We start from the raw sequence: 22,722 nt of genomic DNA, 5'->3' as shown, positions 1-22,722 counted from the left end.
TTATCCTGACTTGATTTCAGTTTTTTCTTTGTCAGTAAGGGTGTCAACAAGGAATATTACAAATTGTTAACCGAGTCTTGAAAGCCTTGTGCTACAAAGGTTTGAAATGTTAAGAAAGATGTGACTAAAGGACAGCCTTAATAAGGGGGGTGCCGATCGCCCCTTAATCCCCCCTTGATAAGGGGGGTATCTGACAATTTTTAACACCCACCCACTTAATCACTGATAACCGATAACTGATAACTGAAATGACCTCTGACCCGTTCCTCGATCGAGCTTGGAATACCGAAGACCTAGAACAAGCACTTCGAGGTGTCGGCACTATTCAAGAAGAACTCAACTATAATCAGGCACGCAATTCTCTGGGCAAACTTGTTGAGCGTCTCGATCTTACCTCGATCGAGAAAATTGGTCTAGAAGCGGAGATCGATCGCCTAGTGGCCCTGCTAGAAAAACTCGATCGATCCCTGATTCAAATTGCCGCTTTTGGCCTGGTGGGCCGGGGAAAATCCTCGATTTTAAATGCTCTGGTCGGTCAAGAAATCTTTACGACCGGTCCTCTACACGGAGTTACCCGCACCATTAAAGGGGTAAATTGGCAGTTAAGCAGCGATGATACCTTCCCCAATCTAGCGCGTCTGACCCTGAACGGCCAGGGTAATGCTCAGGTGCAATTGCTTGATACTCCCGGTATTGATGAGGTAGATGGGCAAACGAGGGAAATTCTCGCCTGTCAGGTGGCGCAGCAGGTGGATTTAATCCTTTTTATCATCTCTGGTGATATGACCAAAGTGGAATTTTCCGCCCTGGCCAAGTTGCGGGAAGCGGGAAAACCGATGATTTTGGTCTTTAATAAAATCGATCAGTATCCGGAAGTCGATCGCCTCGCTATCTATGAGAAAATCGCCTCAGAACGGGTGAAAGAATTACTCTCCCCCGATGAGATTGTTATGGTGGCAGCCTCTCCCCTCCTGACGGATACCGTCAAGGGGCAGGATGGGCGGCTAAAAACGCAACGATTTCGCGGAAAACCCCAGATAGAAGCCCTGAAACTCAAAATTTTGGAAATTCTAGAGCGAGAGGGTAAATCGCTGGTAGCACTCAATTCTATGCTGTATGCGGACGAGGTAAACGAGCAAATTGTCGCCCGCAAAATGGCTATCCGCGATCGCGGCGCTAATCAATTGATTCAAAAAGCAGTGATGATCAAAGCATCGGCGATCGCTCTCAATCCGGTGACGGTGTTGGATTTGTTTACGGGAGCAGTTATCGATCTGGCCATGATTCTCGCTCTTTCTCGCTTATACGGCATCGATTTAACTCGTCGGGGGGCGATCGCTCTTTTACAAAAAATTGCCCTCAATATGGGGGGTATTAGTGCCAGCGAATTTTTAGCGGTTTTGGGCTTAAGTTCCCTCAAAGGACTGCTTGGCCTCTCGATTCCTGCCACTGGCGGCATTTCTCTCCTTCCCTATACTTCGATCGCCCTGACTCAAGCGGGGGTTGCCGGTGTATCCTGTTATGCGATCGGCCAAGTGACGAAAACCTATCTCGCTAATGGGGCCACCTGGGGACCCGATGGCCCGAAGGCAGTGGTAGCCAGTATTCTCGATTCCCTCGATGAAACCTCGATTCTCAACCGGATTAAGCGGGAATTAGGCTCAAAATTGGCGGGTGGGGGTTAGGAGAAGTGGAAATTATGAATTATGAATTATGAATTAGGAAGTGGGGAAGTGGGGAAGTGGGGAAGTGGGGAAGTGGGAAGTGGGGAAGTGGGGAAGTGGGGAAGTGGGGAAGTGGGAAGTGGGGAAGTGGGGAAATTTCAACTAAAACCCTAAAACCCTAAAACCCTGACACCCCAACACCCTATCTCCTATCTCCTGACGACCGACTCCTAACAGTTGATCAGTGATCACTGACTCGATCAATCCAAGAAATGCTTACTATGGACGATCGCCGCTATAATAACTACCACCCCTTGAATTTGATAGATCAGACGGTAGGCATAGGCAGACTTTTCTCGGATGGTTTCATCGCTAAATTCGGCGCATTTTTTCGCTTCTAGGGGACAATTTTCTAAAGAATAGCTTATATCAAGAATTCGACGCACGACGGCCGCCGCGTAGGACGGGGAATCTCGACTAATATAAGATGCGATCGCATCCACGTCTTCAATTGCTTTGGGCGACCAGACAAGGCGATAATTCACTCGATCAGCCATTTGTTTAAAAGACCCTCAACTTCTTCTTGGGGGATTGTATTCTCCAGAGAGGCAGCGCTCAAACTTTGACGCACCTTCTCCAGAACGTATAAATGATACTGAATATCTTCAATTGAACAATCATCCGGTAATTGATTCAAGAGGGATTCCACTTTTTGTCTAATGCTATTCATACAAGTTTGACCGAAGTTTTTAAGGAAAAGTATAAATTTAAATTATCTATCAACTATCATCTATAGCAGTTATCTTAATAGTGAGGTACGAAGTATCTGGTTTTAGCGAACAGGGAACGGTTAACAGTAGCTGGTCGCCAAGAGATAATGCCAAATTTCTTTATACTTCATCTTTAAGAGAAACGCTATATCATAGATAGAAAACTAATAGTCACGCATCCTATCTTATGCCATAGTCCCCAGAAAAGCGAGAAAAAGTTAAGAATAGATAAGGTGATTATCTCGCTTTTGTAACATTGGGGCGGGTATTCTGTTAAGAATACTTAATAATTCTCCTATCTGCTCAATCCCCGCAACTTTTAGGGATTATTGACCGATAACCATCTAGCGGCCACAAGCCCCCCCCAATCGCAGCAATTTTTTGTTACATTAGTTTACAGTTCCCTCAACGCCCCAATGGGTTATTAATTTTAATGTCTTCTTCGGTTCCTTCGTCGGATTTTATACCCTTAATCGGTCAAGAAACAGAAATCTTTAACTGGGCAAAATCCCATTATCGTAATCATACCTTTGCCAAAGATGAAAAAGTCGCCACACGCCCCGGACTGTTATACTTTGTGGAATCTGGGGCGATTCGTATTGTTGGTAAGGCACAAGTTAACGTTATCGACCAAAAATTCCCCCGTCAACCACCTATTGCCGATAGTGAGGAAGTATTTCTCGGTTTTGTGGGTGCAGGTCAACCTTTTGAGATTGTTTCTCAATTTCCCTTTCAATTACAAGCCCAAGCTCATCTAGACGAGACCGAATTAGTCTGGTTATACTGGGAAGACCTAGAAAAATGGCCGCAATTGCGATCGGCTGTTATGGAAACTTTTCGCCATCAATACCAGCGTAAGTTATTTTGGTTGAGTATTCTCGGTCAAAAACGCTCCCTCGATCGATTAATGGGGTTCTTGGTTTTATTACTGGAAGAATACGGTCAACCCTGTGTAGAAGGCTATTATCTTCCCTATCCCCTAACTCACGCTCAAATTGCCAGCGCCATCGGCACTACCAGAGTAACAGTAACAAGATTAATCGGTAAATTGCGACAACAAAATTCGATCTTTTTTAAGCAGGATAATCTGATCGGATTGCCCAGTTTATTTTTGAGTCAGAATTAATTTTTCTGCGGTGTTGCTGACTCACGCTATGAATGCTAACTGTGCATCCTATCCAAAAGTTAAGTAGGTAGGCGTTAAAAATCATCAGATACCCCCCTTATCAAGGGGGGATTAAGGGGGGATCAGCACCCCCCTTATCAAGGGGGGAAGGGGGGATCAAACCTAAAATCCATTTTTAATTTAATTATAACCAGCTACTTAGTTTGGCTCCAGTTTTTAAAAACCCCACACAAGAAGATTCCTATCACAAATCAGCAACCCCAGAAATCTATTATGACCGCACAAACCCCACCATTGATCTTCATTCTCTACGAGGAAGATTTTGTTCTCTGGACAGAAAAAACCGCCGAACTTTTAAAGCGAAAAGAGTTTGACAGAGTGGACTGGGAAAATCTGATCGAGGAAGTGGAGTGCATGGGGAGAAGCGAGCGCCAGGCCGTCGAAAGTTTATTAACTCAACTATTAATTCATCTTTTAAAACTGAGTTATTGGACAACGGAAAGAGAACGAAATGCGCGTCATTGGCTGGGAGAGATAGCCACTTTTCGAGTGCAACTGAAAAAAAAGATCAAAACCCAAACGCTAAAAAATCATGCCATTAATTCCTTTGGGGAGGCCTATTCAGACGCAAGACAAACCCTAATTGATGGGAGAATTGTCGATAAAAACACAATTCCCCTAGAGTCTATATTCACTCTCGAACAAGTATTAGATGGGGATTGGTTCCCCATCGATATCGCACCTTTTCTTACGGAAATTTGAGAGCCACTGATACTTAAATAGTTAGATGTTAAAAACTGTCAAAAACCCCCCTTATTAAGGGGGGATTAAGGGGGGATCGAAACCAAAATCTATCTTCAATTTAATTATAATCAGCGACTTAGTTCGAGGTTATCTCAAAATAATCTGGAGGACGAGCTTTTCCCTCATGTCTGACGTTTATCTAATTGGTGGCCCCAATGGTTCCGGGAAAACCACCGTCGCTAAAAAAATTTTACCCAACTTTTTAGGCGTTATCGAGTACGTTAACGCCGATGAAATGCCGCCGGACTCTCACCTTTTAATCCTGAGTCGGTTGCTATCCAAGCAGGACGGTTGATGTTAGAAAGACTGATAACACTGAAGTGCCAAGGAATAGATTTTGCCTTTGAAAGCACCCTGGCAGCCCGACATTTTGCCCGTTTTTTGAGAGACTGTCGCAGTTCTGGCTATAGGCTCAATCTTATTTATTTTTGGCTACAAAGTCCAGAATTAGCTTTAGAGAGAGTTCACAGAAGGGTAGCCAGTGGCGGTCATAATATTCCTGAAGATGTGGTTCGTCGTCGTTATGAGCGGGGACGTATTAACCTCATGCAGTTGTATTTACCTTTATGCGATACTTGGGTTATCTATAATAATTCTGGGGATGAACCGCACTTAGTTGCTGCGTTAGGATTTAATCAACCTCCTATTATTTATAACCCAGACACCTTCCGAATCATTACCAGAAACTAAAATGACTGAACCCACCTTAACGGAACTGCATCAGAAAATCGATACAGGTGTTAGAGTCGCAATCGCAGAAGCAATTGAGAGACACCGCCTCTTAGGAGAGTCTATCAGCATTTTCAAAGATGGCCAAATTGTCACCTTAACAGCCGAGCAAATTCCGCCAAAACTTGCCAAAAAAACGGAAGTGTAAAAAATTGGTTGACTGTCTCAAATTTCACTATTCATAGAAACAGTTTCACCTATCCGAGGGATTTATATAGGGCTTGCTGAATAAATGTGAAATATAGACGAGGTAAGGGTTTTAGGGTTCTGTTTTGCTCTCACGGGTGCAAGATTTTGAGAGAATCTTCGTTTAAAACCTTGCGTCTTCATCGGCCCGTGTCCTGTAGGGGCGAAGCATTCGGGCAATAACCTATCGGTGAAACCGTAGATTTTCTATCCGAATGCTTCGCCCGTACTTTTTCAGCAGACCCTATATAGATGTCAATTTTAGCAAATTCCCGTTACGAAAATCAAAACTACATAGTATAATGGTACTGTTAATTATTTTTGGAGGTGTCAATATGACATTAACAGAAAATCAAAAAAACCTTTTGCGATGGATAGTTAAAGAAGTACGGGCTGGTAATCTTAAAGAGGACAGTATTTGGTACATTAGGACTCTTACAGATTATGGTTGGGTTGATTACAAGGGTTCTGATAGCTGGCCTCCTGTCACATTCGCAACGTTCGATATATTAGAAGAATATGGTTATATTAAATGGCAACAAAAAAGCCAGAATCAATACAAGGGCACTCTAACAGGAAAAGCTTATGAAGCGGTTGATTCTAACTTTGCTGAACCCGACACCAGCCCAAAGCTTTACGCGGAAAACTATTACAACTTTGGAGAAACTATGACAGAAAATAAAGGAAACGTCAACATCAGCGGCGTACAGGGAAACGTGAGCGGAATTGCCGCCGCAGGCGAAAATCAAACCATGACCGGGGTTGCACTCGGAGAAATTAGCGGTGTGGTCACTAACAGCATCGGTCAACTGCAATCGACGAATACCCCTGAAGCAACTCAACTGGCCACACTGCTCGAACAGCTTCAATCTGCGATCAAAAATGAATCCCACCTAGCGCCGGAAGATAAAGCGGAGGCGATGGAACAGGTCAAAACCTTGGCAGAAGCAGGACAGAAACCTGAAGATAATGCACTCCAAAAAGCGGCAAAAACTGCTTTGAAAATTCTCAAAGGAACGATTGCCGGTTTGCCCGATGCTGCCAAACTGGCCGAGTCATGTGCAAAACTGCTCCCCGCAATCGCTACTTTGCTATCACTTTCTTAGATTGGCTAAATCTCCCCCAATCTCTTTACTGTTGCCTCTTGCCCCTTGCATGAGTGCCTCATCTCAACAAGCAATTCAAATGCGCGGGCAGCTTAATTGTCTTCTAGCTTCGTAGAGGATGACAGCAGTAGCGATCGCAACATTTAAAGATTCCACACCACCAAAGAGGGGAATTTTCACCGTTTCATCGGCTAAAGTCGCTAATTGGGGCGATAAACCGGCTCCTTCATTGCCTAATAATATTAAAGTCGGACGGGTAAAATCAATCTCCCAGTGGTTTTTTGTGGCTGTGGGTAAAGTCGCGATCGCTTTTACCCCCTGTGCTTGATATTTTTTCACTAAAGCGGATAAATCCGATTCTACCACTAGGGGCGATCGAAACCATTCCCCGGCGGAACTGCGGATCACTTTAGGGTTATCGATTTCGACGCTATCAAGACTTAACCAGATACCCTGTACCTCTGTAGCCACAGCAGTGCGGATAATAGTGCCGAGATTGCCTGGATCCTGCAATCTTTCCAAAACTAAGCCCAATTGTAGCGGATTTTGGGGGACTGGATGAAGGTGATCACGGGAAATAGTGGCAATCACACCATCGGGATTAACCGTTGTTGCTAGGGAAGCGAGGACTTCCGGGGAAACTATCTCGACTCGTTTCGCCTGATTTTGAAGCTTCTCTGCTAATTGTCCCTGTCTTTGCTGCCACTTTTCAGTATAACAAACCGTCTCTAGGGAACAATTCACGGCTAAAGCCGTCTCTAGTAAGTGGGTTCCCTCAATTAAGGACAAATTCTGCTCCTGTCGCTCTCTAGTGCGGTGTAGCTTGCGAATTTGCTTGATTAAAGGGTTTTGAACACTGCTAATCATAGCCAATCGGATTTTTCACCCCGCTAGGGCTGCCCTAAATAACTACGTTTTGAGGGAGATAATGCGGAACTCGGGACTTGAACCCGAAAGTCTTTGCAGACACTAGAACCTGAATCTAGCGCGTCTACCAATTCCGCCAGTTCCGCGTTTTTCTTTCACAATCTCCTATCATACTATCGGACAATCCATAAGTCAAGATGGTTCAGATAATTAAGACAAAAATCGCTTTTCGGGGTAGAATCACCGATAATTCGTTCAAAAATCTGATAAGATGCAGTCTAATTTTACCGAAGCTTTCCTTAGCCAAGACTCCCAACTAAGATAAATGAATGATCCTATGACTATCGATATCGAGCATCCCTATTTAGAAATTCAAGGTCGTCACTCTCTCAAGGGTGAAGTCAAGATCAGTGGTGCCAAAAATGCCGCTCTAGTGATTATGGCGGGAGCTTTACTCTGCTCCGACGAGTGCCAGATTGGTAATGTACCAGCCCTAGCCGATATCGAGCGGATGAGTCAAATTCTCTCGGCTTTGGGCGTGCAAGTCCGTCGCACCGGAGATAGACTAGAGATTGATGGCAGAGACCTCAAACAAGCTCAAGCACCCTACGATCTCGTCTCCCAGTTGCGAGCCAGTTTTTTTGCCATTGGACCGATTTTAGCCCGTTTAGGAGAAGCAAAAGTTCCCCTCCCCGGCGGCTGCGCCATTGGGGCCAGACCAGTGGATCTCCACGTTAGGGGCCTACAGTCAATGGGTGCAGATGTATTAATTGATGGCGGCATGGTACACGCCCGCGTTAAGGGTAATGGTCGTCTGAAAGGGGCGAATATTTATCTGGATTATCCCAGTGTGGGAGCGACGGAAACCCTAATGATGGCGGCGACTTTAGCGTTCGGGGAAACCATTCTCGGTAATGCAGCCCAGGAGCCAGAGGTGATTGATTTAGCCAATTTTTGTGTTTCCATGGGGGCAAAAATTCGCGGTGCTGGGACCAATACAATTGTCATCGAGGGAGTTTCCCGTCTGCACAGTACCGATTACAGTATCATTCCCGATCGCATTGAAGCCGGGACTTTACTGATAGCCGGGGCGATTACCCGCTCAGAAATTAGTCTTTATCCCGTGATTCCCAGCCATTTAGCTTCGGTAATTGCCAAACTGCACGAAATCGGTCCGGAAGTGGTGGAAGATGGTCCCAATCGTCTCCGGATTATCCCTAAAGACTTAAAAGCCACCGATATCGAAACCCTGCCCTATCCCGGGTTTCCCACGGATATGCAGGCCCAATTTATGGCTCTATTAACTTTAGCCGAGGGCAGTAGCGTGGTTAATGAGACGGTTTTTGAAAACCGTCTGCGTCATGTGGCCGAATTAAAGCGTCTGGGAGCAGATATCAAGGTCAAGGGAAATGTGGCTTTAGTGCGCGGTGTGCCTTTCCTCTCCGGGGCGCCGGTGATGGCCACGGATCTACGCGCTTCGGCAGCTTTGGTGGTGGCAGGATTGGCAGCCCGGGGGACTACTATTGTGCAGGGACTCCATCACCTCGATCGAGGTTACGATAATTTAGAGGGTAAATTAAGAGCATTAGGGGCAAATTTACGCCGGGTTGATCCTTTAGCCTTAGAATTGGCTACCCTGACCCAATCTTAACAGGATGATTAGTTATCGCTGTTCTATCAGTGTTGAGGATTCCCGTGAGCAACAATATAGAACAGCGTTAATCGTGCTTAGTTGTTCTATATTGACGGAACCTTTCATCAGCGATCGCATTTACCAAATCTTAGCCATTACTAATACAAACCCCGGCAATTCTGGATCACCACTAATGGTTTCAGGAGCATTTAAAATCTCCGGTTCTCGATGGGGGCGATAAATATAGACTTGGCGATTTTGGCGATCAATTAACCAACCCAATAAAGTACCATTGGCAATATATTCTTCCATCTTTTTCTGCAAACTGGATACTGTATCACTAGCAGAACGTAATTCAATGACAAAATCGGGACAGATGGGGGCAAAAGAGGCTTTTTGTTTTTCTGTTAAAGCATTCCAGCGTTCTAATTTAATCCAAGCAGCATCCGGTGAACGAGTCGCACCATTGGGCAGCGTAAAACCCGCACTAGAATCAAACCCAAGCCCCGTTCCATCTAGTTCTGACCAGTTCCCCAGTTGCAGAGCTATATTAAAATTGCGATTACCCGTATCTGAAAAAGCAGGGGGCATAACGATCACTTCTCCACTAGCACTGCGTTCAATGCGTAAATCTCGATTGGCTAAACAAAATTCATAAAATTGCTCCTCCGTCATCGGCATAATCCAAGGAAGATCAATCATCAAAGGAGCCGAGGTCGCTTGTACAAGTAGTGTCGTCATATTTTCGCCCTACTCAAGAATTACACGAATTAACAACTGAATGCCCTTCAATCTTAACTTAGCTCTTGTCAACGGCATTATTAACTACCAAAAGATAGAATGCGATCGCTCTTAACCTTGCCAAAGAAGCCTGACGGAGAGTAATGTAAATATTTATAAAAATGTAGCTTAGAATACATTTTAAAAAAGGAGAGTGTGTATTGTTATTTTATTGTCCGTCTTTTCAGAAAAAGAAACCACAAAAGTCTCCTAATACCATCAATAAAATCCGACAATTCCCTTTCATTAATTAGAGGGGTTTTTATCAGTTGTCATACTAAATCCGTTGAGTAACGCACAGAAAGCGGGTTTCTCCGAGAAACCCGTTTTCTATTAATGCTTGGGAATAGTTTTTCCTAGCTTAGGGGGAGTGAAAGTTTAATTTTCCCTGAATCTTTCTAACAGTTCTGAGCGAGATAAATTAGCCAGAGAAAGAAGTAACCCGGTGCGTTCGGAGATGGGAAGTTGGGCAATCTGTTCCACCAGACCAGATAATTCTGCATCTAGGCTGCCAAAACGTCCTTCCAGAAGACTGGTTATGAGGGAATACCGTTCTTCTAAACTGCCTCGTTGTATCCCTTCTTGTATCCCTTCTTGTATCCCTTCTTGTATCCCTTCTTGTTTCCACTCTTCTCGTTGTTGTAAATAAGCTGGTGATAGGTTCATAATGTCCTCCTGTTCCTCGGTACTTAAATTATCTCTTAATTCCAAACTCTTGCGCCAGTTGGCCAGAATTTCCAGTAAATTCTCTTGGAAAGGATTACCTTCAGGCAATTGCACTAATTCTTCTACTGCTCGTTTCTGTGTCCCTCCTTTTCCTAGCACCCTCAACCATAAAGTCTCCTCATTGACTGGTAATTGATGGATGGCGACGATTCCTGTTTTGAACAGGCTAGGGGAAAAATAAACTCCTTTTCCCCACTCCTCTTTCATCCCCTCTTCTGGTAGGAATGAAGGGGGGATTCCCACGACTTCTTCAATCATTCTCGCTGAAAAAGTAGGCGTTAAAATCCAGAGAACTGGTAGTTCAGCTTCAGTTAGAGTTTTGCTTGTCCTTTTCGCCTTCCTTAAGACTTCGCCATGAACCGCATATAACTTTGAGATGCAGCTGCGAATCTCTACCTCGGAGGGAGGATTACGGAAGGGTTCAAATAAGCAGCAAGTCGCCGCCATTTTACCGAGTATGCCCAAGGGTAATTCAGTCCTTGATGCTGAACTGGCTGGTTCAAACCAGACATCGATTTCTTGAACTTCACTCTTGACTTTCTTGCTCTTTTTAATCGTTCCCAGAGACGCTAAGAGTTCTTCTAAATATTCCTTGGCAAATTGGTCGTGAATTTGGCGAGTCATTGCAGGGGATAATTAAGCCGAGAAAGTGCATTAACAATCTTGTTAGATCATAGCAAGTTTTGAGAATTTATCGGCTCTTCTAGGTTCTGTGTGATAAGTTTAACTTAAGTAGCTGGTTATAATTAAATTGAAAATGGATTTTAGGTTCGATCCCCCCTGCCCCCCTTGATAAGGGGGGTGCCGATCCCCTCTTAATCCCCCCTTGATAAGGGGGGTGTCTGATAACTTTTAACGCCTACCTACTTATATAATAGCGATCGGTCTTTGTGTTCTTTGTGTCTCTGTGGTTCTTCACACTCATTGCTTAAATGCCCCTTCTCAAGTTCCCCAGAGCTTAGTCACCAATATTCCGAAAGTGACGGAAAAGGGATAATCTTGCGATCAATTGCCCAAAATAAAGGCTAGAATCGAAATATAGTATCGATCGCTACGGATTTTTCATGAATTACAGAAAATTTTGCTTGGCTTTTTTGCTGTCCCTTATCCTCATCAACACCGGATTAGTTATGCCTAGTTACGCAAACGAAAGAGAATTGAGGACAATTACCGTAACGGGAGAAGGGATAGAAAATATCGCCACTTCTCAAGCAATAGTGCGCTTAGGGGTAGAAATTCAAGGCAAAGAAGCGGGTAAGGTGCAGCGGGAAACCGCCAATCGTAGCGATGCGGTGGTTAAATTTCTCCGTTCCCGTCAAGTGGAAAAATTGGAAACCACTGGCATTAGTTTACAGCCCAATTACGACTTCAGCAACAACCAAAGACGTTTAATCGGTTATATCGGGGCTAATTTGATTAGTTTTCAGGTTGATATAGCCCAAGCGGGGATTTTAATCGATGAAGCGGTGAAAGTCGGGGCGACACGCATCGATGGGGTCAGTTTTACTGCTGGAGAATCAGCGATCGCAGCTGCCCAAAGAACCGCTCTCATCAAAGCCACGGAACAAGCTAGAGAACAGGCTACAATCGTGTTACAAGCCCTCGGTTTAGTGCCGAAAGAAACGGTTTCTATCCAAGTGGGTAATACCAGTAATCCTGTGCCAATAGCCCGCTCAGAAGCGGTTTTTCGGAGTGCCGATGCTGCCAGTAGCCCGGTTATCGGAGGGGAACAAACCCTGCGCGCTGCTGTCACCCTCGAAATTAGCTATTAACATCTGTAGCTAGAGACAACTAACTACACATATCTAACCACCTCTTGCCTGTTGCCTCATCAAACTTTCGCCCTCATCCGTGAATTATCCTAACTTTTTACCCACTGTTAGGGAGGGATTGAGTGAAGATACCTCCCTTGCTCTCCTCGAAAATATCCAACAAATTGCCATCGATAGCCCCATCTATCCTCGATCGATTCTAACTACCTATAGTCAACAAGGGCAAGGTCAACCGCCTTTTCTCCTTCTGCACGGTTTTGATAGTTCCCTGCTGGAATTTCGGCGTTTACTACCCTTACTCGCCCAAAATAGGGAAACTTGGGCGATAGATCTACTCGGCTTCGGTTTTACTGAGCGATACCCAGATTTACAAGTATCTCCGAAAACTATTAAAAGCCATCTTTACCATTTCTGGCAAACTGCGATCGCAGAACCGATAATTTTAGTCGGTGCTTCCATGGGGGGTGCAGTGGCCCTAGATTTTGCCCTCTCCTACCCGGAAATAGTGGCAAAATTAGTCCTGATTGACAGCGCAGGACTAGCTAACCCCCCAGTTTTGGGTAAATTGATGTTTTCTCCCCTCGATAAGTGGGCAACTAATTTTTTAGCCAATCCCCGCGTGCGTCAAAATATCAGTCGTACTGCCTATTTTGATGCAACTTTAGCCACTGTTGATGCTTGCACCTGTGCCAATCTGCACCTGAATTGTCCCCACTGGAGTGAGGCTTTAATCTCCTTTACCAAAAGTGGCGGTTATGGGGCATTTTTACCGAAATTAAGCCAAATAAACCGAGAAACGCTGATTATTTGGGGAGAAAACGATCAAATTTTAGGCACAAAAGACGCGAAGATATTTCAGCAGGCCTTACCCAATAATCAACTGGTTTGGATTCCTCGCTGTGGTCATGTTCCCCACCTCGAAAAACCGGAACTTACCGCGGCCGCGATAGTTAAATTTGCGAACTAAAAACTTATAATAGGATTATTTGACCCTATAGTGCCAACTTTTATGAAATTTTTGCCGATCGCTCTCGCTACATTCAGCCTTCTGAGTTTATCTGTCAATATTCCTGCTACCGTAGCCACACAACAGCTTTTTTGTCGAGGCCGCATGAATAACGGTTGGTCCTATTCAGCAGAATTTATCAATGGACGTTTTGAGCGCATTCGCTGGACGCGCTCCGGTCAACCTCCCCAAGTTTCTAGCCTTAGTTTTAAAAATACTAACAACAAAGGACAGCCGATTTATCGGGGCAGTTTATTCGCCGCAGTCAGTGTCACTCTGATAGACTTATCCAAAGGAGATGTCCGTCCCGGTTCGCAAATTTCCGTGGGAGTGGAAGAATGGGGTTGGTCGCGGGGAAACTGCGGTCTTAACAGATGAACAACTTCGGTGACAAGGTAAGTTTTATTTGGAGTATCGCGGATTTAATCCGCGACACCTTTAAGCGCGGCAAATATCAAGATGTCATCTTGCCTTTCACCGTGCTGCGTCGCCTCGACTGTGTGTTAGAGCCGACCAAAGAGGAGGTCTTAACAGCCTACCACCAGTACAAAGACAAGCTCGACAATCTCGATCCTCTCCTCTGCAAAAAATCAGGATTTGCCTTCTATAACAGTTGTCCCTACGACTTCGAGAAACTCCTCGATGATCCCAAACAGTTGGCCGCTAACCTCAAGCTCTACATCAACAGTTTTAGCGGCAATATGCGCGAGGTGTTAGAGAAGTTCGACTTTGCCAACACCATCGACAAGCTGGAACAATCAGACCTGCTCTTTCTCGTCACCGAGCGGTTTAAGAACATCGATTTACACCCCGATAAGGTTTCTAACCTAGAGATGGGATACATCTTTGAGGAACTCATCCGCAAGTTTAACGAAGCTCTCGATGAAAATCCGGGGGAACACTTCACACCCCGGGAAGTGATTCAGTTAATGGTTAACCTCATCTTCTCCCCGGACAAAACACAGTTAAGCCAAGAATACATTACTCGCAGCGTTTACGATCCCTGCTGCGGTTCCGGGGGAATGCTGACCATTGCCAAGGATCGGATTTTGGAACTCAACCCCAAGGCCCAGGTGTTTCTCTTTGGCCAGGAAGTCAACCCGGAGACTTTTGCTGTGTGTAAATCCGACCTCTACATGAAAAGTGTGGACGGTAAGGACGCTGAAAATATCAAGTTTGGCAGCACCCTTTCCCAGGACCAGCACAGTGACAAAACCTTTGACTATCTCCTGGCCAATCCACCCTACGGCAAGGACTGGAAGCGAGATAAGGACGCGGTGGAGACAGAGGCACAAAAAGCAGGCAGCCGATTTTCAGCAGGAACACCCCGCATCAGTGACGGACAACTTCTTTTTCTACAGCACATGATTGCACGCATGAAGCCGGAGACCCAAGGAGGCAGCCGCGTGGCGATTGTTATGAACGGTTCGCCATTGTTTACCGGGGATGCGGGAAGTGGGGAGAGCGAGATCCGGCGCTGGATTTTGGAAAATGACTGGCTCGAAGCAATCATCGCTCTGCCGAATGACCTATTTTATAACACCGGCATTGCCACATATATCTGGGTATTGACCAACCACAAGGCTGCTGAGAGAAGAGGTAAGGTGCAGCTGATTAATGCCTCCGAGTTTTGGCTGCCGATGCGGAAGAGTCTTGGCAGCAAGCGCCGGGAGATTAGTTCCCAGCATATTCGGGAGATAACTGAAATTTTCCAGAGTTTTCAACCCTCGGAAGTGAGTAAGATTTTTGATAGGGAAGATTTCGGCTACCGCAAGATTACCGTAGAGCGTCCCTTGAGGCTCAATTTTCAGGCATCACCGGAGCGGATTGAGCGATTGAAAGAGCAGAGCGCGTTTGCTAGTCTGGCAGTAAGCAAGAAGAAAAGTGATGAAATGAAGGGGATCGAGGAACAGGCTGGCAAGGAACAACAAAGGCTGATTTTAGACATTCTTAATAGTTTTCCCGATACTTTATATCAGGATCGAGGGGAATTTGAGAAGGTGCTAAAGAAAGCGATGAAAACCAAGGGAATAACGCTCGCACCAGCAGTTTATAAGGCGATTCTTTCGGCTCTTTCTGAGCGGGACGAATCGGCTAATATTTGTCTGGATAAACAGGGTAATCCCGAACCGGATACGGATTTAAGAGATACGGAAAATGTACCACTTAAACAGGATATTAATGACTATTTCGATCGAGAAGTTCTTCCCCATGTAACCGATGCTTGGATTAGTGACACGGTGCGCGATATTAGGGACGGTGCGCTTGGAAAGGTGGGGTATGAGATTAATTTTAATCGCTATTTTTATAAGTATCAGCCACCGCGAACTTTAGAGGCAATTGAAGCTGATATTAAGGAAGTGGAAGGGGAGATTTTAGCCATGTTAACAAGTCTAGAGGAGAGAATTTGAGCATGAATAATCCCTTAGTTAATTGGCCAGAAACTTTGACAATTACTCAAGAGCAGTTTCAGAAGATAGCTGCGTCTAACAGAGATTTACGATTAGAAAAAACCGCCCAAGGAGAACTGATCATTATGCCACCCACAGGAGGCAATACAGGCAGAAGAAATCTCAATTTAGCCGGTCAAGTTTATATTTGGAATGAAAAGTATCAATTAGGAATAGCGTTCGATTCTTCCACTGCTTTTCATCTTCCTAATGGTGCGGATCGCTCTCCTGATGTTGCTTGGATACGTCGGGAAAGGTGGGAATCTTTAACCCCAGAGGAACAGGATGATTTTTCGCCTATTTGTCCAGATTTTGTCATTGAATTGCGGTCAAAAACTGACTCGATGAAAACCCTACGAGAGAAGATGCGGGAGTATTTAGAAAATGGCTTACAATTAGGATGGTTAATCGATCCGAAAAGTAAAACCGTTGAGATTTATCGAGCTAATCAAGAGGTGGAAGTTCTGCACAATCCCACACATTTATCAGGTGAGAATATTCTAACTGATTTTGTTTTAGATTTGGACGATCCCCCCCACCCCCCTTCAAAAGGGGGGAGAAGCAAATAAAATAAAAAAGAGGTGTCAAAATGCCAGTAATTAAATTACGCTCTCATATCGGCGAAGATGGGATGTTACATTTAGATATTCCCCCTGAGTTTAAAGGTCAGGAAGTGGATATAACGGTAACTGTTGAACCTATTACAGAGGAGAAAACCAAAACAAAGGAAACCTTATCTCAAGCAAGGGAAAGATTTGCTAAAGTGCGAGAACATTTTCAAGGAAGAAATTTTTTGGATAGCACAGAATTATTAAGAGAGGATAGACAAAGGTGACGAGTTTTGTTGTTGATGCTAATGTAGCTATCAAATGGGTGTTAACAGAAATTTATACAGATAACGCTTCTCGCTTATTAAGTCCCCAGTGATGAATATCTATCAGAAAACCTTGGTTATTCAAGATCCCAATCAGCTTGTTTTGTCTGATTTACCTTTTCAAAAAGGTCAGCAAGTGGAAGTAATGATTATTGCCAAAAATTATGACAGGGAAGCTCTAGCTAATAAGTTACGAGATTTCTTTAAAGAAGTCCAAGCTTTACACGCTGACAATCCTTTGACTGAAGAGGAAATTGAAGCTGAAATTGAGGATTATAGAAGAGGAAAATGAAGGTTGTAATCGATACTAATGTTGTTATTTCTGCAGCAATAGCTGACAGAAACCCGGAAAAAATAATTCTCTTTGTAGTATCTAACCCAGATTTTTACTGGATAGTATCACCGGATATTTTAGCAGAATATAGAGAGGTTTTATCCCGAAAACGGTTAAAGCTAACTAATGAGCAGAAACAATACTGGTTGACTCTTACAAGTGCCGTTACTTTTGTCGTCGATATTAATTTAGAAATTGATTTCCCCAGAGATAGAAAAGATGCTAAGTTTTTAGCCTGTGCAATTGTTAATAATGCTGATTACTTTATTACAGGAGACAAGGACTTTGATGAAGTTAAAAATCTAGGCCATACCAAGATTATTTCAGTTTCTCTTTTTCAGACAAAATATCAAATAAAATAGTAACCTAAGAGCTAGATTAATATGATGACAAAAAAATGGCAGCCTTATCCTACTTACAAGGATTCTGGAGTTGAATGGTTGGGTAAAATTCCAGAACATTGGGAGGTGAAGAAACTTAAGTATATTTTTCAAGTGTTTAATGGATCTACTCCCAAAAGTGGCGTACCTGAGTATTGGGATGGCAATATTTTCTGGGTTACACCTGACGATCTTGGTAAACTCAAAGGTAGCACAATTTTTTCCACAGAGCGTAAAATTACTCAATCTGGATATCTAAGTTGTGGAACTAAATTAGTAGCTGTTGGTAGTTTAGTGCTTTCTACACGCGCACCTATTGGACACTTAGCTATCACTGGTGTCGAATTGTGTACTAATCAAGGATGCAGATGTTTGGTGTTCCGATATAAAGATAGTATTCAGTTTTTTTATTATTTTTTGATGTCCGCACGTCGGGAATTGGAATTGTGGGGACAAGGAACAACTTTTCAGGAGTTAGCTAAAGGGAAGCTTGAGTCCGTTTTTTCCATTCTCCCCCCCCTTCCTGAACAACAAAAAATCGCCCAATTTCTCGACCAAGAAACCAGCAAAATTGACAACCTAATCACCAAGAAAGAGCGCTTAATCAAACTCCTTAAAGAGAAGCGCACCGCACTGATTAGCCATGCAGTCACCAAAGGACTTAACCCAGATGTTCCGATGAAGGATTCCGGGGTTGAATGGTTGGGTGAAATTCCAGAACATTGGAAGGTACTCTTATTAAAACGAATTGCTAACATTCGTTATGGACTTGGACAACCACCACCAGAAATTTTATATGGAACACCTTTAATAAGAGCTACAAATGTAAAAAGCGGTCGAATTTTTCAAAAAGATATGATTTATATTGACCCCAAACAAGTGCCAGAAAGTAGAAATGCTGTTCTTGCTGCTGGGGAAATAATTGTGGTCAGAAGTGGTGCGTACACAGGAGATTCTGCTCTTATTCCTGAAGAGTATCACGGTTCAATAGCTGGCTATGATATGGTAACAACTGTAAAAGAAGGTAGTAATCAATTTATAGCATGGCAGCTTCTATCATCAGAAGTTCGATATATACAATTTGCATTTCATCAATTGAGAGCTGCACAGCCTCATCTTAATGCTGAAGAATTAAGAGGAACTATTATTACTTTCCCCCCCCTTCCCGAACAACAAAAAATCGCCCAATTCCTAGACCGAGAAACCAGCAAAATTGACAACCTAATCACCAAAACCCGCACCAGTATTGACCATCTCAAAGAATATCGCACCGCGTTAATTTCAGCCGCCGTTACTGGTAAAATAGATGTGAGGGAACATTAAAGCCATGCACATTATAACTTGCAAGGGTTTAAACGAATTTGCGGAGAGATATTAGGGTTGATTTATAGTAGGGTTGATTCATGAATCAACCCTACCCTTAGTCCCCTCTTGATAAGGGTGGTATCTGATAATTTTTAACGGCTACCTACTTAAGTAGGGTTGACTGAATAAATGTGAAATGTAGGCAAGGTAAGGTTTTTGTGGTTTTTCTCGTGAAACAGGTGCCAGATTTTGAGAGAATTGTGCTTCAAAACCTTGCGTCTTCATCAGTCTGCGTCCTGTAGGGGCGAAGCATTCGGGTAATAACCTATCGGTGAAACCCTACACCCCACACCCCACACCCCACACCCTGCCCCCACCAACAAACTTTTTCAGCAGACCCTAACTAAGTGCGGGTGTCGTTAATAATTCAATTTGTGATTCTGCTACCTCTACCGTATCTTGAAAAATTAAGCCTTCTAAACTGTATCCATCTTCCTCACCTTCAGCCCTCTGATAATATTCAACAACTGTTCCAATACTCCCTTTTTTTAAACCATATTCAGGAATATCTTCTCTTAAAGAAACTTGGGAAAATAGTTTAAATTTCATGTTCCTTGCTCCTAACTGGGGAATAACGTTACAAACTTTGTTTCTCGATCTGTAGCTCTCCTATTCTTTGTGTAATAACTTTAACTTAAGTAGCTGGTTATAATTAAATTAAAAATAGATTTTAGGTTCGCTCCCCCCTGCCCCCCTTGATAAGGGGGGTGTCTGATAATTTTTAATGCCTACCTACTTAAGTAGCTGGTTATAATTAAATTAAAAACAGATTTTAGGTTCGATCCCCCCTGCCCCCCTTGATAAGGGGGGTGTCTGATAATTTTTAATGCCTACCTACTTAAGTAGGGCATAATATTGACAATCAGCAGTCTAAAGACATGATAGACACCTCCGAGAAAAACTTTGAAGCCACCATCGAAGCAAGCCTCCTCAACAGTGGCTATCAGCGCCGCAGCTCCAAAGATTATGAGCGCTCACTTTGCCTCATACCCGAAGATGTCCTTAACTTCATCCAAACCAGCCAACCTCAAGAGTGGCAGAAATTCCAAACCCAGTATGGTGACGACGCAAACACCCAACTCCTCAAACAGCTTGCCGAAGTCATCAAGAATCGGGGAACCTTAGAAGTACTCAGAAAAGGCATCAAAGCCAACAGCTGCCGCTTCCAACTCGCCTACTTCCAACCCCCCAGCAGTCTCAATCCGGAAACCCAAAAACTCTACCAGACCAACTGCTTTAGTGTCCTTAGACAACTGTACTACAGCCAGAAAAATCCCCTCAACAGCATCGATATTGTCCTCTTTCTTAACGGTTTACCCATCTTCACCGCCGAACTAAAAAACCCTTTTACAGGGCAAAACTTCCAACAAGCGATTAAACAATATCAAGAAGATCGAGATCCGAGAGAGCCACTCCTCAAGTTTGGCCTATGTCTCTCCCACTTTGCCGTTGACTCGGATCTGGTCTATGTCACCACTCACCTCCAGGGCTATGAAACCCGCTTCCTACCCTTCAACCCCGGAAAGACTGGCGTAGCGGCAAACCCAGACCCTACCAAATTCCGCAGCGCCTACCTGTGGGAGCAAATCTGGCGGCAAGATAGCTTCCTTGACCTAATCGAGAACTTTATCACCCTCAAGGAAGAAAAGGACGACAAGGGCAGAAAAACAGGAGTAAAAAGGCTCATCTTTCCCCGCTACCATCAATTAGATGCCGTGCGCCGTTTGCTGGCCGATGCCAAGGCCGAAGGGACAGGAAAATCCTATCTCATCCAACACAGTGCCGGCAGTGGCAAGAGTAATTCAATAGCATGGCTGGCCCACGGACTTGTCAGCTTGCACGATGATCATAATAGCCGCGTTTTTGACTCTATCATCGTCATCACCGACCGCCGTATATTGGATCAGCAACTACAGGCCACTATCCGCCAGTTTGAAAAGACCTCTGGGGTGGTGGAAAACATCGACAAAACTTCGCGGCAACTCAAAGAGGCCCTAGAGTCCGGGAAAAATATCATCGTCACCACCCTGCAAAAATTCTCCGTCATCGTCGATCAAATCCAGTCCCTCTCTGGGCAGCGCTTCGCAGTAATCGTCGATGAGGCCCATTCCTCCCAGACCGGAGAAAGTACCAAAAAACTCAAAAGCGTCCTCACCGCCACCAGCCTAGAAGCGGCCGCCGCCGAGGAAGGGGGAGAAGAGGAGGATTTAGAAGATGGGATCGTCTCTGATACAAAAAAACGGGGAAAAATTGCTAATTTGAGTTATTTTGCCTTTACCGCCACGCCGAAACCCAAAACCCTAGAAGTATTCGGCACCAGACAACCGGACGGCAGCTTTGCTCCCTTTAGCCTCTATTCCATGGCTCAGGCGATTGAGGAAGGCTTTATTCTCGACGTGCTGGAGAACTATACCACCTACAAGACCTATTTTAATCTGCTCAAAACCATCGAAGATGACCCCCACTATGATCGCGCCAGGACCGCCTCGCTGCTGCGCCACTTCGTCGATTTACACGAACACACCATTAAGCAGAAAGTGGCCATCATTGTCGAACACTTCCATGAGCAGGTGGCCCATCAGGTACAAGGCAAGGCCAAGGCCATGATTGTCACGCGATCGCGTCTCCATGCCGTGCGGTACAAGTTGGCCCTAGACCGCTATCTCAAGGAAAAAGACTATCCCTATCAGTCCCTAGTCGCCTTTACTGGGACAGTTAGAGACGGAGAAGACTTCACCGAAACCAACATGAATAGCGCCTCCTCAGGTACTCATATCCCTGACAAAGCCACCGCAGACACCTTTCAACAAGCTCCCTACCGCTTTCTCGTCGTTGCCAACAAATTCCAGACCGGTTTTGACCAACCCCTCCTAGGCGCGATGTACATCGATAAGAAATTAGCTGGGGTTAACGCTGTCCAGACCCTCTCCCGTCTCAACCGCATCCACCCCCACAAAACCGGGACTCTGGTGCTGGACTTCGCCAACGAGGCCGATGAGATCGAAGCAGCTTTTAGAGATTACTACGACTGCACCATCTTGACGGAAGCCACCGACCCCAACCGGCTCTATAAAATCCAAGCACAGCTTGACGACTATCACTTTTACCAAGACTCGGACATCGATAGCTTCGCGCAGATATTCTTTCACTCCCAAGGAACCCAGGCCAAGCTTCATGGCAGCCTCAACCCCGTACTCGACCGTTACCTAGAAGCTTCTGAGGAGGAAAAAGTCGGTTTTCGCGGTAAACTACAAGAATTTATCCGACTTTATGGCTTTGTCTCTCAATTACTCCCCATACCTGCTGCAGACTTAGAGAAGTTCTATGAATTTTGCCGCCACTTAATCTGCAAACTTCCCACCTCCCCAGAGGCCCTTCCTTTGCCTATTCAACAAAGCATTGAACTAAACTCCTACCGCATCCAAGAGACCCACAGGGGCAAAATTGAACTAAAACGGAGTGTCCCGGAAAGTACTAGGGTTTATTCTCCCGGCACGGGCCAACCCCCCACCAAAAAGATAGAACCCCTCTCGAAAATCATTGAAGAAATTAATCGACGATTTGGTACTGATTTCAGTGAGGATGAGCGAGTTTTTATCGAACACCTTGAAACTAAACTGGATGACAGCGCACCCCTGAAAGCGAGCCTTAAGATCAATACTCCCGAAAATGTTAAACTAGCCTTTGATATCCTGGCATCCGACATCATGCAGGACATGGTGGAAATCAACTTCAGCTTTTATAAAAAGTTCACTGACGACCTTGAATTTAAGGCCCTGCTCCTCGGTTTTCTCTTTAATCGATTCCTGCAGCGATCGAATACTTCCGAAGCTAAGTAGGTAGGCACAATTATTTGTAGGATGGGTTACGCTACCGCTAACCCATGCGGGCGTTGGGTTTCATGCTTCAACCCAACCTACGTTCATTTTATATTTAATTCCACCCACCTACTTAAGTAAGTAGTTATAATCAAATTGAAGATAGATTTTGCCTCTGATCCCCCCTTCATCCCCCCTTAATAAGGCTGTCCTTTAGTCACATCTTTCTTAACATTTCAAACCTTTGTAGCACAAGGCTTTCAAGACTCGGTTAACAATTTGTAATATTCCTTGTTGACACCCTTACTGACAAAGAAAAAACTGAAATCAAG

General features: G+C 44.5%; 23 protein-coding genes, 1 tRNA gene and 1 pseudogene. 18 read left to right on the top strand and 7 right to left on the bottom strand.

The features are described from left to right. Positions 1-248 precede the first annotated feature (248 nt). On the top strand, positions 249-1,685 hold the full coding sequence (locus tag IM496_RS19775; protein ID WP_194017279.1) for a GTP-binding protein: 1,437 nt from the start codon (positions 249-251) through the stop codon (positions 1,683-1,685). 21 nt (positions 1,686-1,706) lie between these two features. Next, positions 1,707-1,838: a hypothetical protein gene (locus IM496_RS19770; protein WP_287663010.1), complete on the top strand. Its 132-nt coding sequence runs from the start codon at positions 1,707-1,709 to the stop codon at positions 1,836-1,838. 86 nt (positions 1,839-1,924) lie between these two features. On the opposite strand, the gene IM496_RS19765 is transcribed toward IM496_RS19770, so the two are convergent. Together IM496_RS19765 and IM496_RS19760 are read right to left on the bottom strand one after the other, a co-directional pair. Beyond that, a complete protein-coding gene (locus IM496_RS19765) occupies positions 1,925-2,221 on the bottom strand; it encodes a type II toxin-antitoxin system RelE/ParE family toxin (RefSeq protein WP_194017239.1) in 297 nt (98 codons plus the stop codon). Continuing rightward, positions 2,206-2,394 (bottom strand): hypothetical protein, encoded by a 189-nt coding sequence (locus IM496_RS19760; RefSeq protein WP_002752772.1) that lies wholly within the window; start codon positions 2,392-2,394, stop codon positions 2,206-2,208. The genes IM496_RS19765 and IM496_RS19760 overlap by 16 nt, the downstream gene beginning before the upstream one ends. A gap of 473 nt (positions 2,395-2,867) precedes the next feature. Here IM496_RS19760 and IM496_RS19755 point away from each other — a divergent pair, with 473 nt between their 5' ends. The 5 genes and pseudogenes from IM496_RS19755 (at position 2,868) to IM496_RS19735 (ending at position 6,385) form a co-directional block, all read left to right on the top strand. After that, positions 2,868-3,560 carry a Crp/Fnr family transcriptional regulator gene (locus IM496_RS19755; protein ID WP_272013554.1) on the top strand — a complete coding sequence of 231 codons (693 nt, stop codon included), beginning with the start codon at positions 2,868-2,870 and terminating at the stop codon, positions 3,558-3,560. 273 nt (positions 3,561-3,833) lie between these two features. Beyond that, the gene (locus IM496_RS19750) at positions 3,834-4,322 is read left to right on the top strand and encodes a DUF29 domain-containing protein (RefSeq protein ID WP_194017235.1); all 489 of its coding nucleotides are present in this window, start codon (positions 3,834-3,836) and stop codon (positions 4,320-4,322) included. Positions 4,323-4,488: 166 nt separating this feature from the next. Then, positions 4,489-5,054: pseudogene (locus IM496_RS19745) on the top strand (ATPase). 1 nt (position 5,055) lies between these two features. Further along, on the top strand, positions 5,056-5,241 hold the full coding sequence (locus tag IM496_RS19740) for a hypothetical protein (protein WP_002794338.1): 186 nt from the start codon (positions 5,056-5,058) through the stop codon (positions 5,239-5,241). Between the two features lie 373 nt (positions 5,242-5,614). Beyond that, positions 5,615-6,385, top strand: coding sequence for a hypothetical protein (locus IM496_RS19735; protein WP_287663008.1), 771 nt, complete (start codon positions 5,615-5,617; stop codon positions 6,383-6,385). A 75-nt stretch (positions 6,386-6,460) separates the two neighbouring features. On the opposite strand, the gene IM496_RS19730 is transcribed toward IM496_RS19735, so the two are convergent. Beyond that, positions 6,461-7,252 carry a TrmH family RNA methyltransferase gene (locus IM496_RS19730; RefSeq protein ID WP_149986824.1) on the bottom strand — a complete coding sequence of 264 codons (792 nt, stop codon included), beginning with the start codon at positions 7,250-7,252 and terminating at the stop codon, positions 6,461-6,463. A 62-nt stretch (positions 7,253-7,314) separates the two neighbouring features. Next, positions 7,315-7,398: transfer RNA gene (locus tag IM496_RS19725), tRNA-Leu, on the bottom strand. 191 nt (positions 7,399-7,589) lie between these two features. Here IM496_RS19725 and murA point away from each other — a divergent pair. Beyond that, positions 7,590-8,903 carry a UDP-N-acetylglucosamine 1-carboxyvinyltransferase gene (gene murA, locus IM496_RS19720; RefSeq protein ID WP_287663007.1) on the top strand — a complete coding sequence of 438 codons (1,314 nt, stop codon included), beginning with the start codon at positions 7,590-7,592 and terminating at the stop codon, positions 8,901-8,903. Positions 8,904-9,023: 120 nt separating this feature from the next. Here murA and IM496_RS19715 read toward each other — a convergent pair whose 3' ends face one another. Together IM496_RS19715 and IM496_RS19710 are read right to left on the bottom strand one after the other, a co-directional pair. Next, the gene (locus IM496_RS19715; RefSeq protein ID WP_002782221.1) at positions 9,024-9,626 is read right to left on the bottom strand and encodes a Uma2 family endonuclease; all 603 of its coding nucleotides are present in this window, start codon (positions 9,624-9,626) and stop codon (positions 9,024-9,026) included. A 417-nt stretch (positions 9,627-10,043) separates the two neighbouring features. Further along, positions 10,044-11,015, bottom strand: coding sequence for an RpnC/YadD family protein (locus IM496_RS19710; RefSeq protein ID WP_287663005.1), 972 nt, complete (start codon positions 11,013-11,015; stop codon positions 10,044-10,046). Positions 11,016-11,455: 440 nt separating this feature from the next. On the opposite strand from IM496_RS19710, the gene IM496_RS19705 reads away from it, so the two are divergent. From IM496_RS19705 to IM496_RS19665, 9 genes are all read left to right on the top strand, one after another. Further along, the gene (locus IM496_RS19705; RefSeq protein ID WP_004268195.1) at positions 11,456-12,163 is read left to right on the top strand and encodes an SIMPL domain-containing protein; all 708 of its coding nucleotides are present in this window, start codon (positions 11,456-11,458) and stop codon (positions 12,161-12,163) included. A 79-nt stretch (positions 12,164-12,242) separates the two neighbouring features. After that, positions 12,243-13,130, top strand: coding sequence for an alpha/beta fold hydrolase (locus IM496_RS19700; protein WP_149974439.1), 888 nt, complete (start codon positions 12,243-12,245; stop codon positions 13,128-13,130). 42 nt (positions 13,131-13,172) lie between these two features. Further along, entirely contained in the window at positions 13,173-13,547 is a 375-nt protein-coding gene (locus IM496_RS19695) for a hypothetical protein (RefSeq protein ID WP_002752795.1), read from the top strand. Then, positions 13,544-15,580 (top strand): type I restriction-modification system subunit M, encoded by a 2,037-nt coding sequence (locus IM496_RS19690; RefSeq protein ID WP_287663004.1) that lies wholly within the window; start codon positions 13,544-13,546, stop codon positions 15,578-15,580. The genes IM496_RS19695 and IM496_RS19690 overlap by 4 nt, the downstream gene beginning before the upstream one ends. Before the next feature lie 2 nt (positions 15,581-15,582). Next, on the top strand, positions 15,583-16,188 hold the full coding sequence (locus tag IM496_RS19685) for a Uma2 family endonuclease (RefSeq protein ID WP_149974443.1): 606 nt from the start codon (positions 15,583-15,585) through the stop codon (positions 16,186-16,188). Between the two features lie 20 nt (positions 16,189-16,208). Further along, the gene (locus IM496_RS19680) at positions 16,209-16,454 is read left to right on the top strand and encodes a hypothetical protein (RefSeq protein ID WP_149974445.1); all 246 of its coding nucleotides are present in this window, start codon (positions 16,209-16,211) and stop codon (positions 16,452-16,454) included. A 112-nt stretch (positions 16,455-16,566) separates the two neighbouring features. Then, positions 16,567-16,785, top strand: coding sequence for a hypothetical protein (locus tag IM496_RS19675; protein ID WP_198285502.1), 219 nt, complete (start codon positions 16,567-16,569; stop codon positions 16,783-16,785). Then, positions 16,782-17,189 carry a putative toxin-antitoxin system toxin component, PIN family gene (locus tag IM496_RS19670; RefSeq protein ID WP_046661731.1) on the top strand — a complete coding sequence of 136 codons (408 nt, stop codon included), beginning with the start codon at positions 16,782-16,784 and terminating at the stop codon, positions 17,187-17,189. The genes IM496_RS19675 and IM496_RS19670 overlap by 4 nt, the downstream gene beginning before the upstream one ends. A 21-nt stretch (positions 17,190-17,210) precedes the next feature. Beyond that, positions 17,211-18,530, top strand: coding sequence for a restriction endonuclease subunit S (locus tag IM496_RS19665; protein ID WP_287663003.1), 1,320 nt, complete (start codon positions 17,211-17,213; stop codon positions 18,528-18,530). A 381-nt stretch (positions 18,531-18,911) separates the two neighbouring features. Here IM496_RS19665 and IM496_RS19660 read toward each other — a convergent pair whose 3' ends face one another. Next, positions 18,912-19,121, bottom strand: a complete 210-nt coding sequence (locus IM496_RS19660; RefSeq protein WP_271950292.1) for a DUF4926 domain-containing protein — start codon at positions 19,119-19,121, stop codon at positions 18,912-18,914. 329 nt (positions 19,122-19,450) lie between these two features. Between IM496_RS19660 and IM496_RS19655 the strand changes: the two genes are divergently transcribed. After that, complete coding sequence (locus IM496_RS19655) at positions 19,451-22,411, top strand: type I restriction endonuclease subunit R (protein ID WP_287662997.1); 2,961 nt, start codon at positions 19,451-19,453, stop codon at positions 22,409-22,411. Positions 22,412-22,722 lie beyond the last annotated feature (311 nt).

The organism is Microcystis sp. M049S2 (assembly GCF_020245625.1).
GTDB classification, from domain to species: domain Bacteria; phylum Cyanobacteriota; class Cyanobacteriia; order Cyanobacteriales; family Microcystaceae; genus Microcystis; species Microcystis ichthyoblabe_A.
This window is presented reverse-complemented; position numbering and strand designations above follow the sequence as displayed.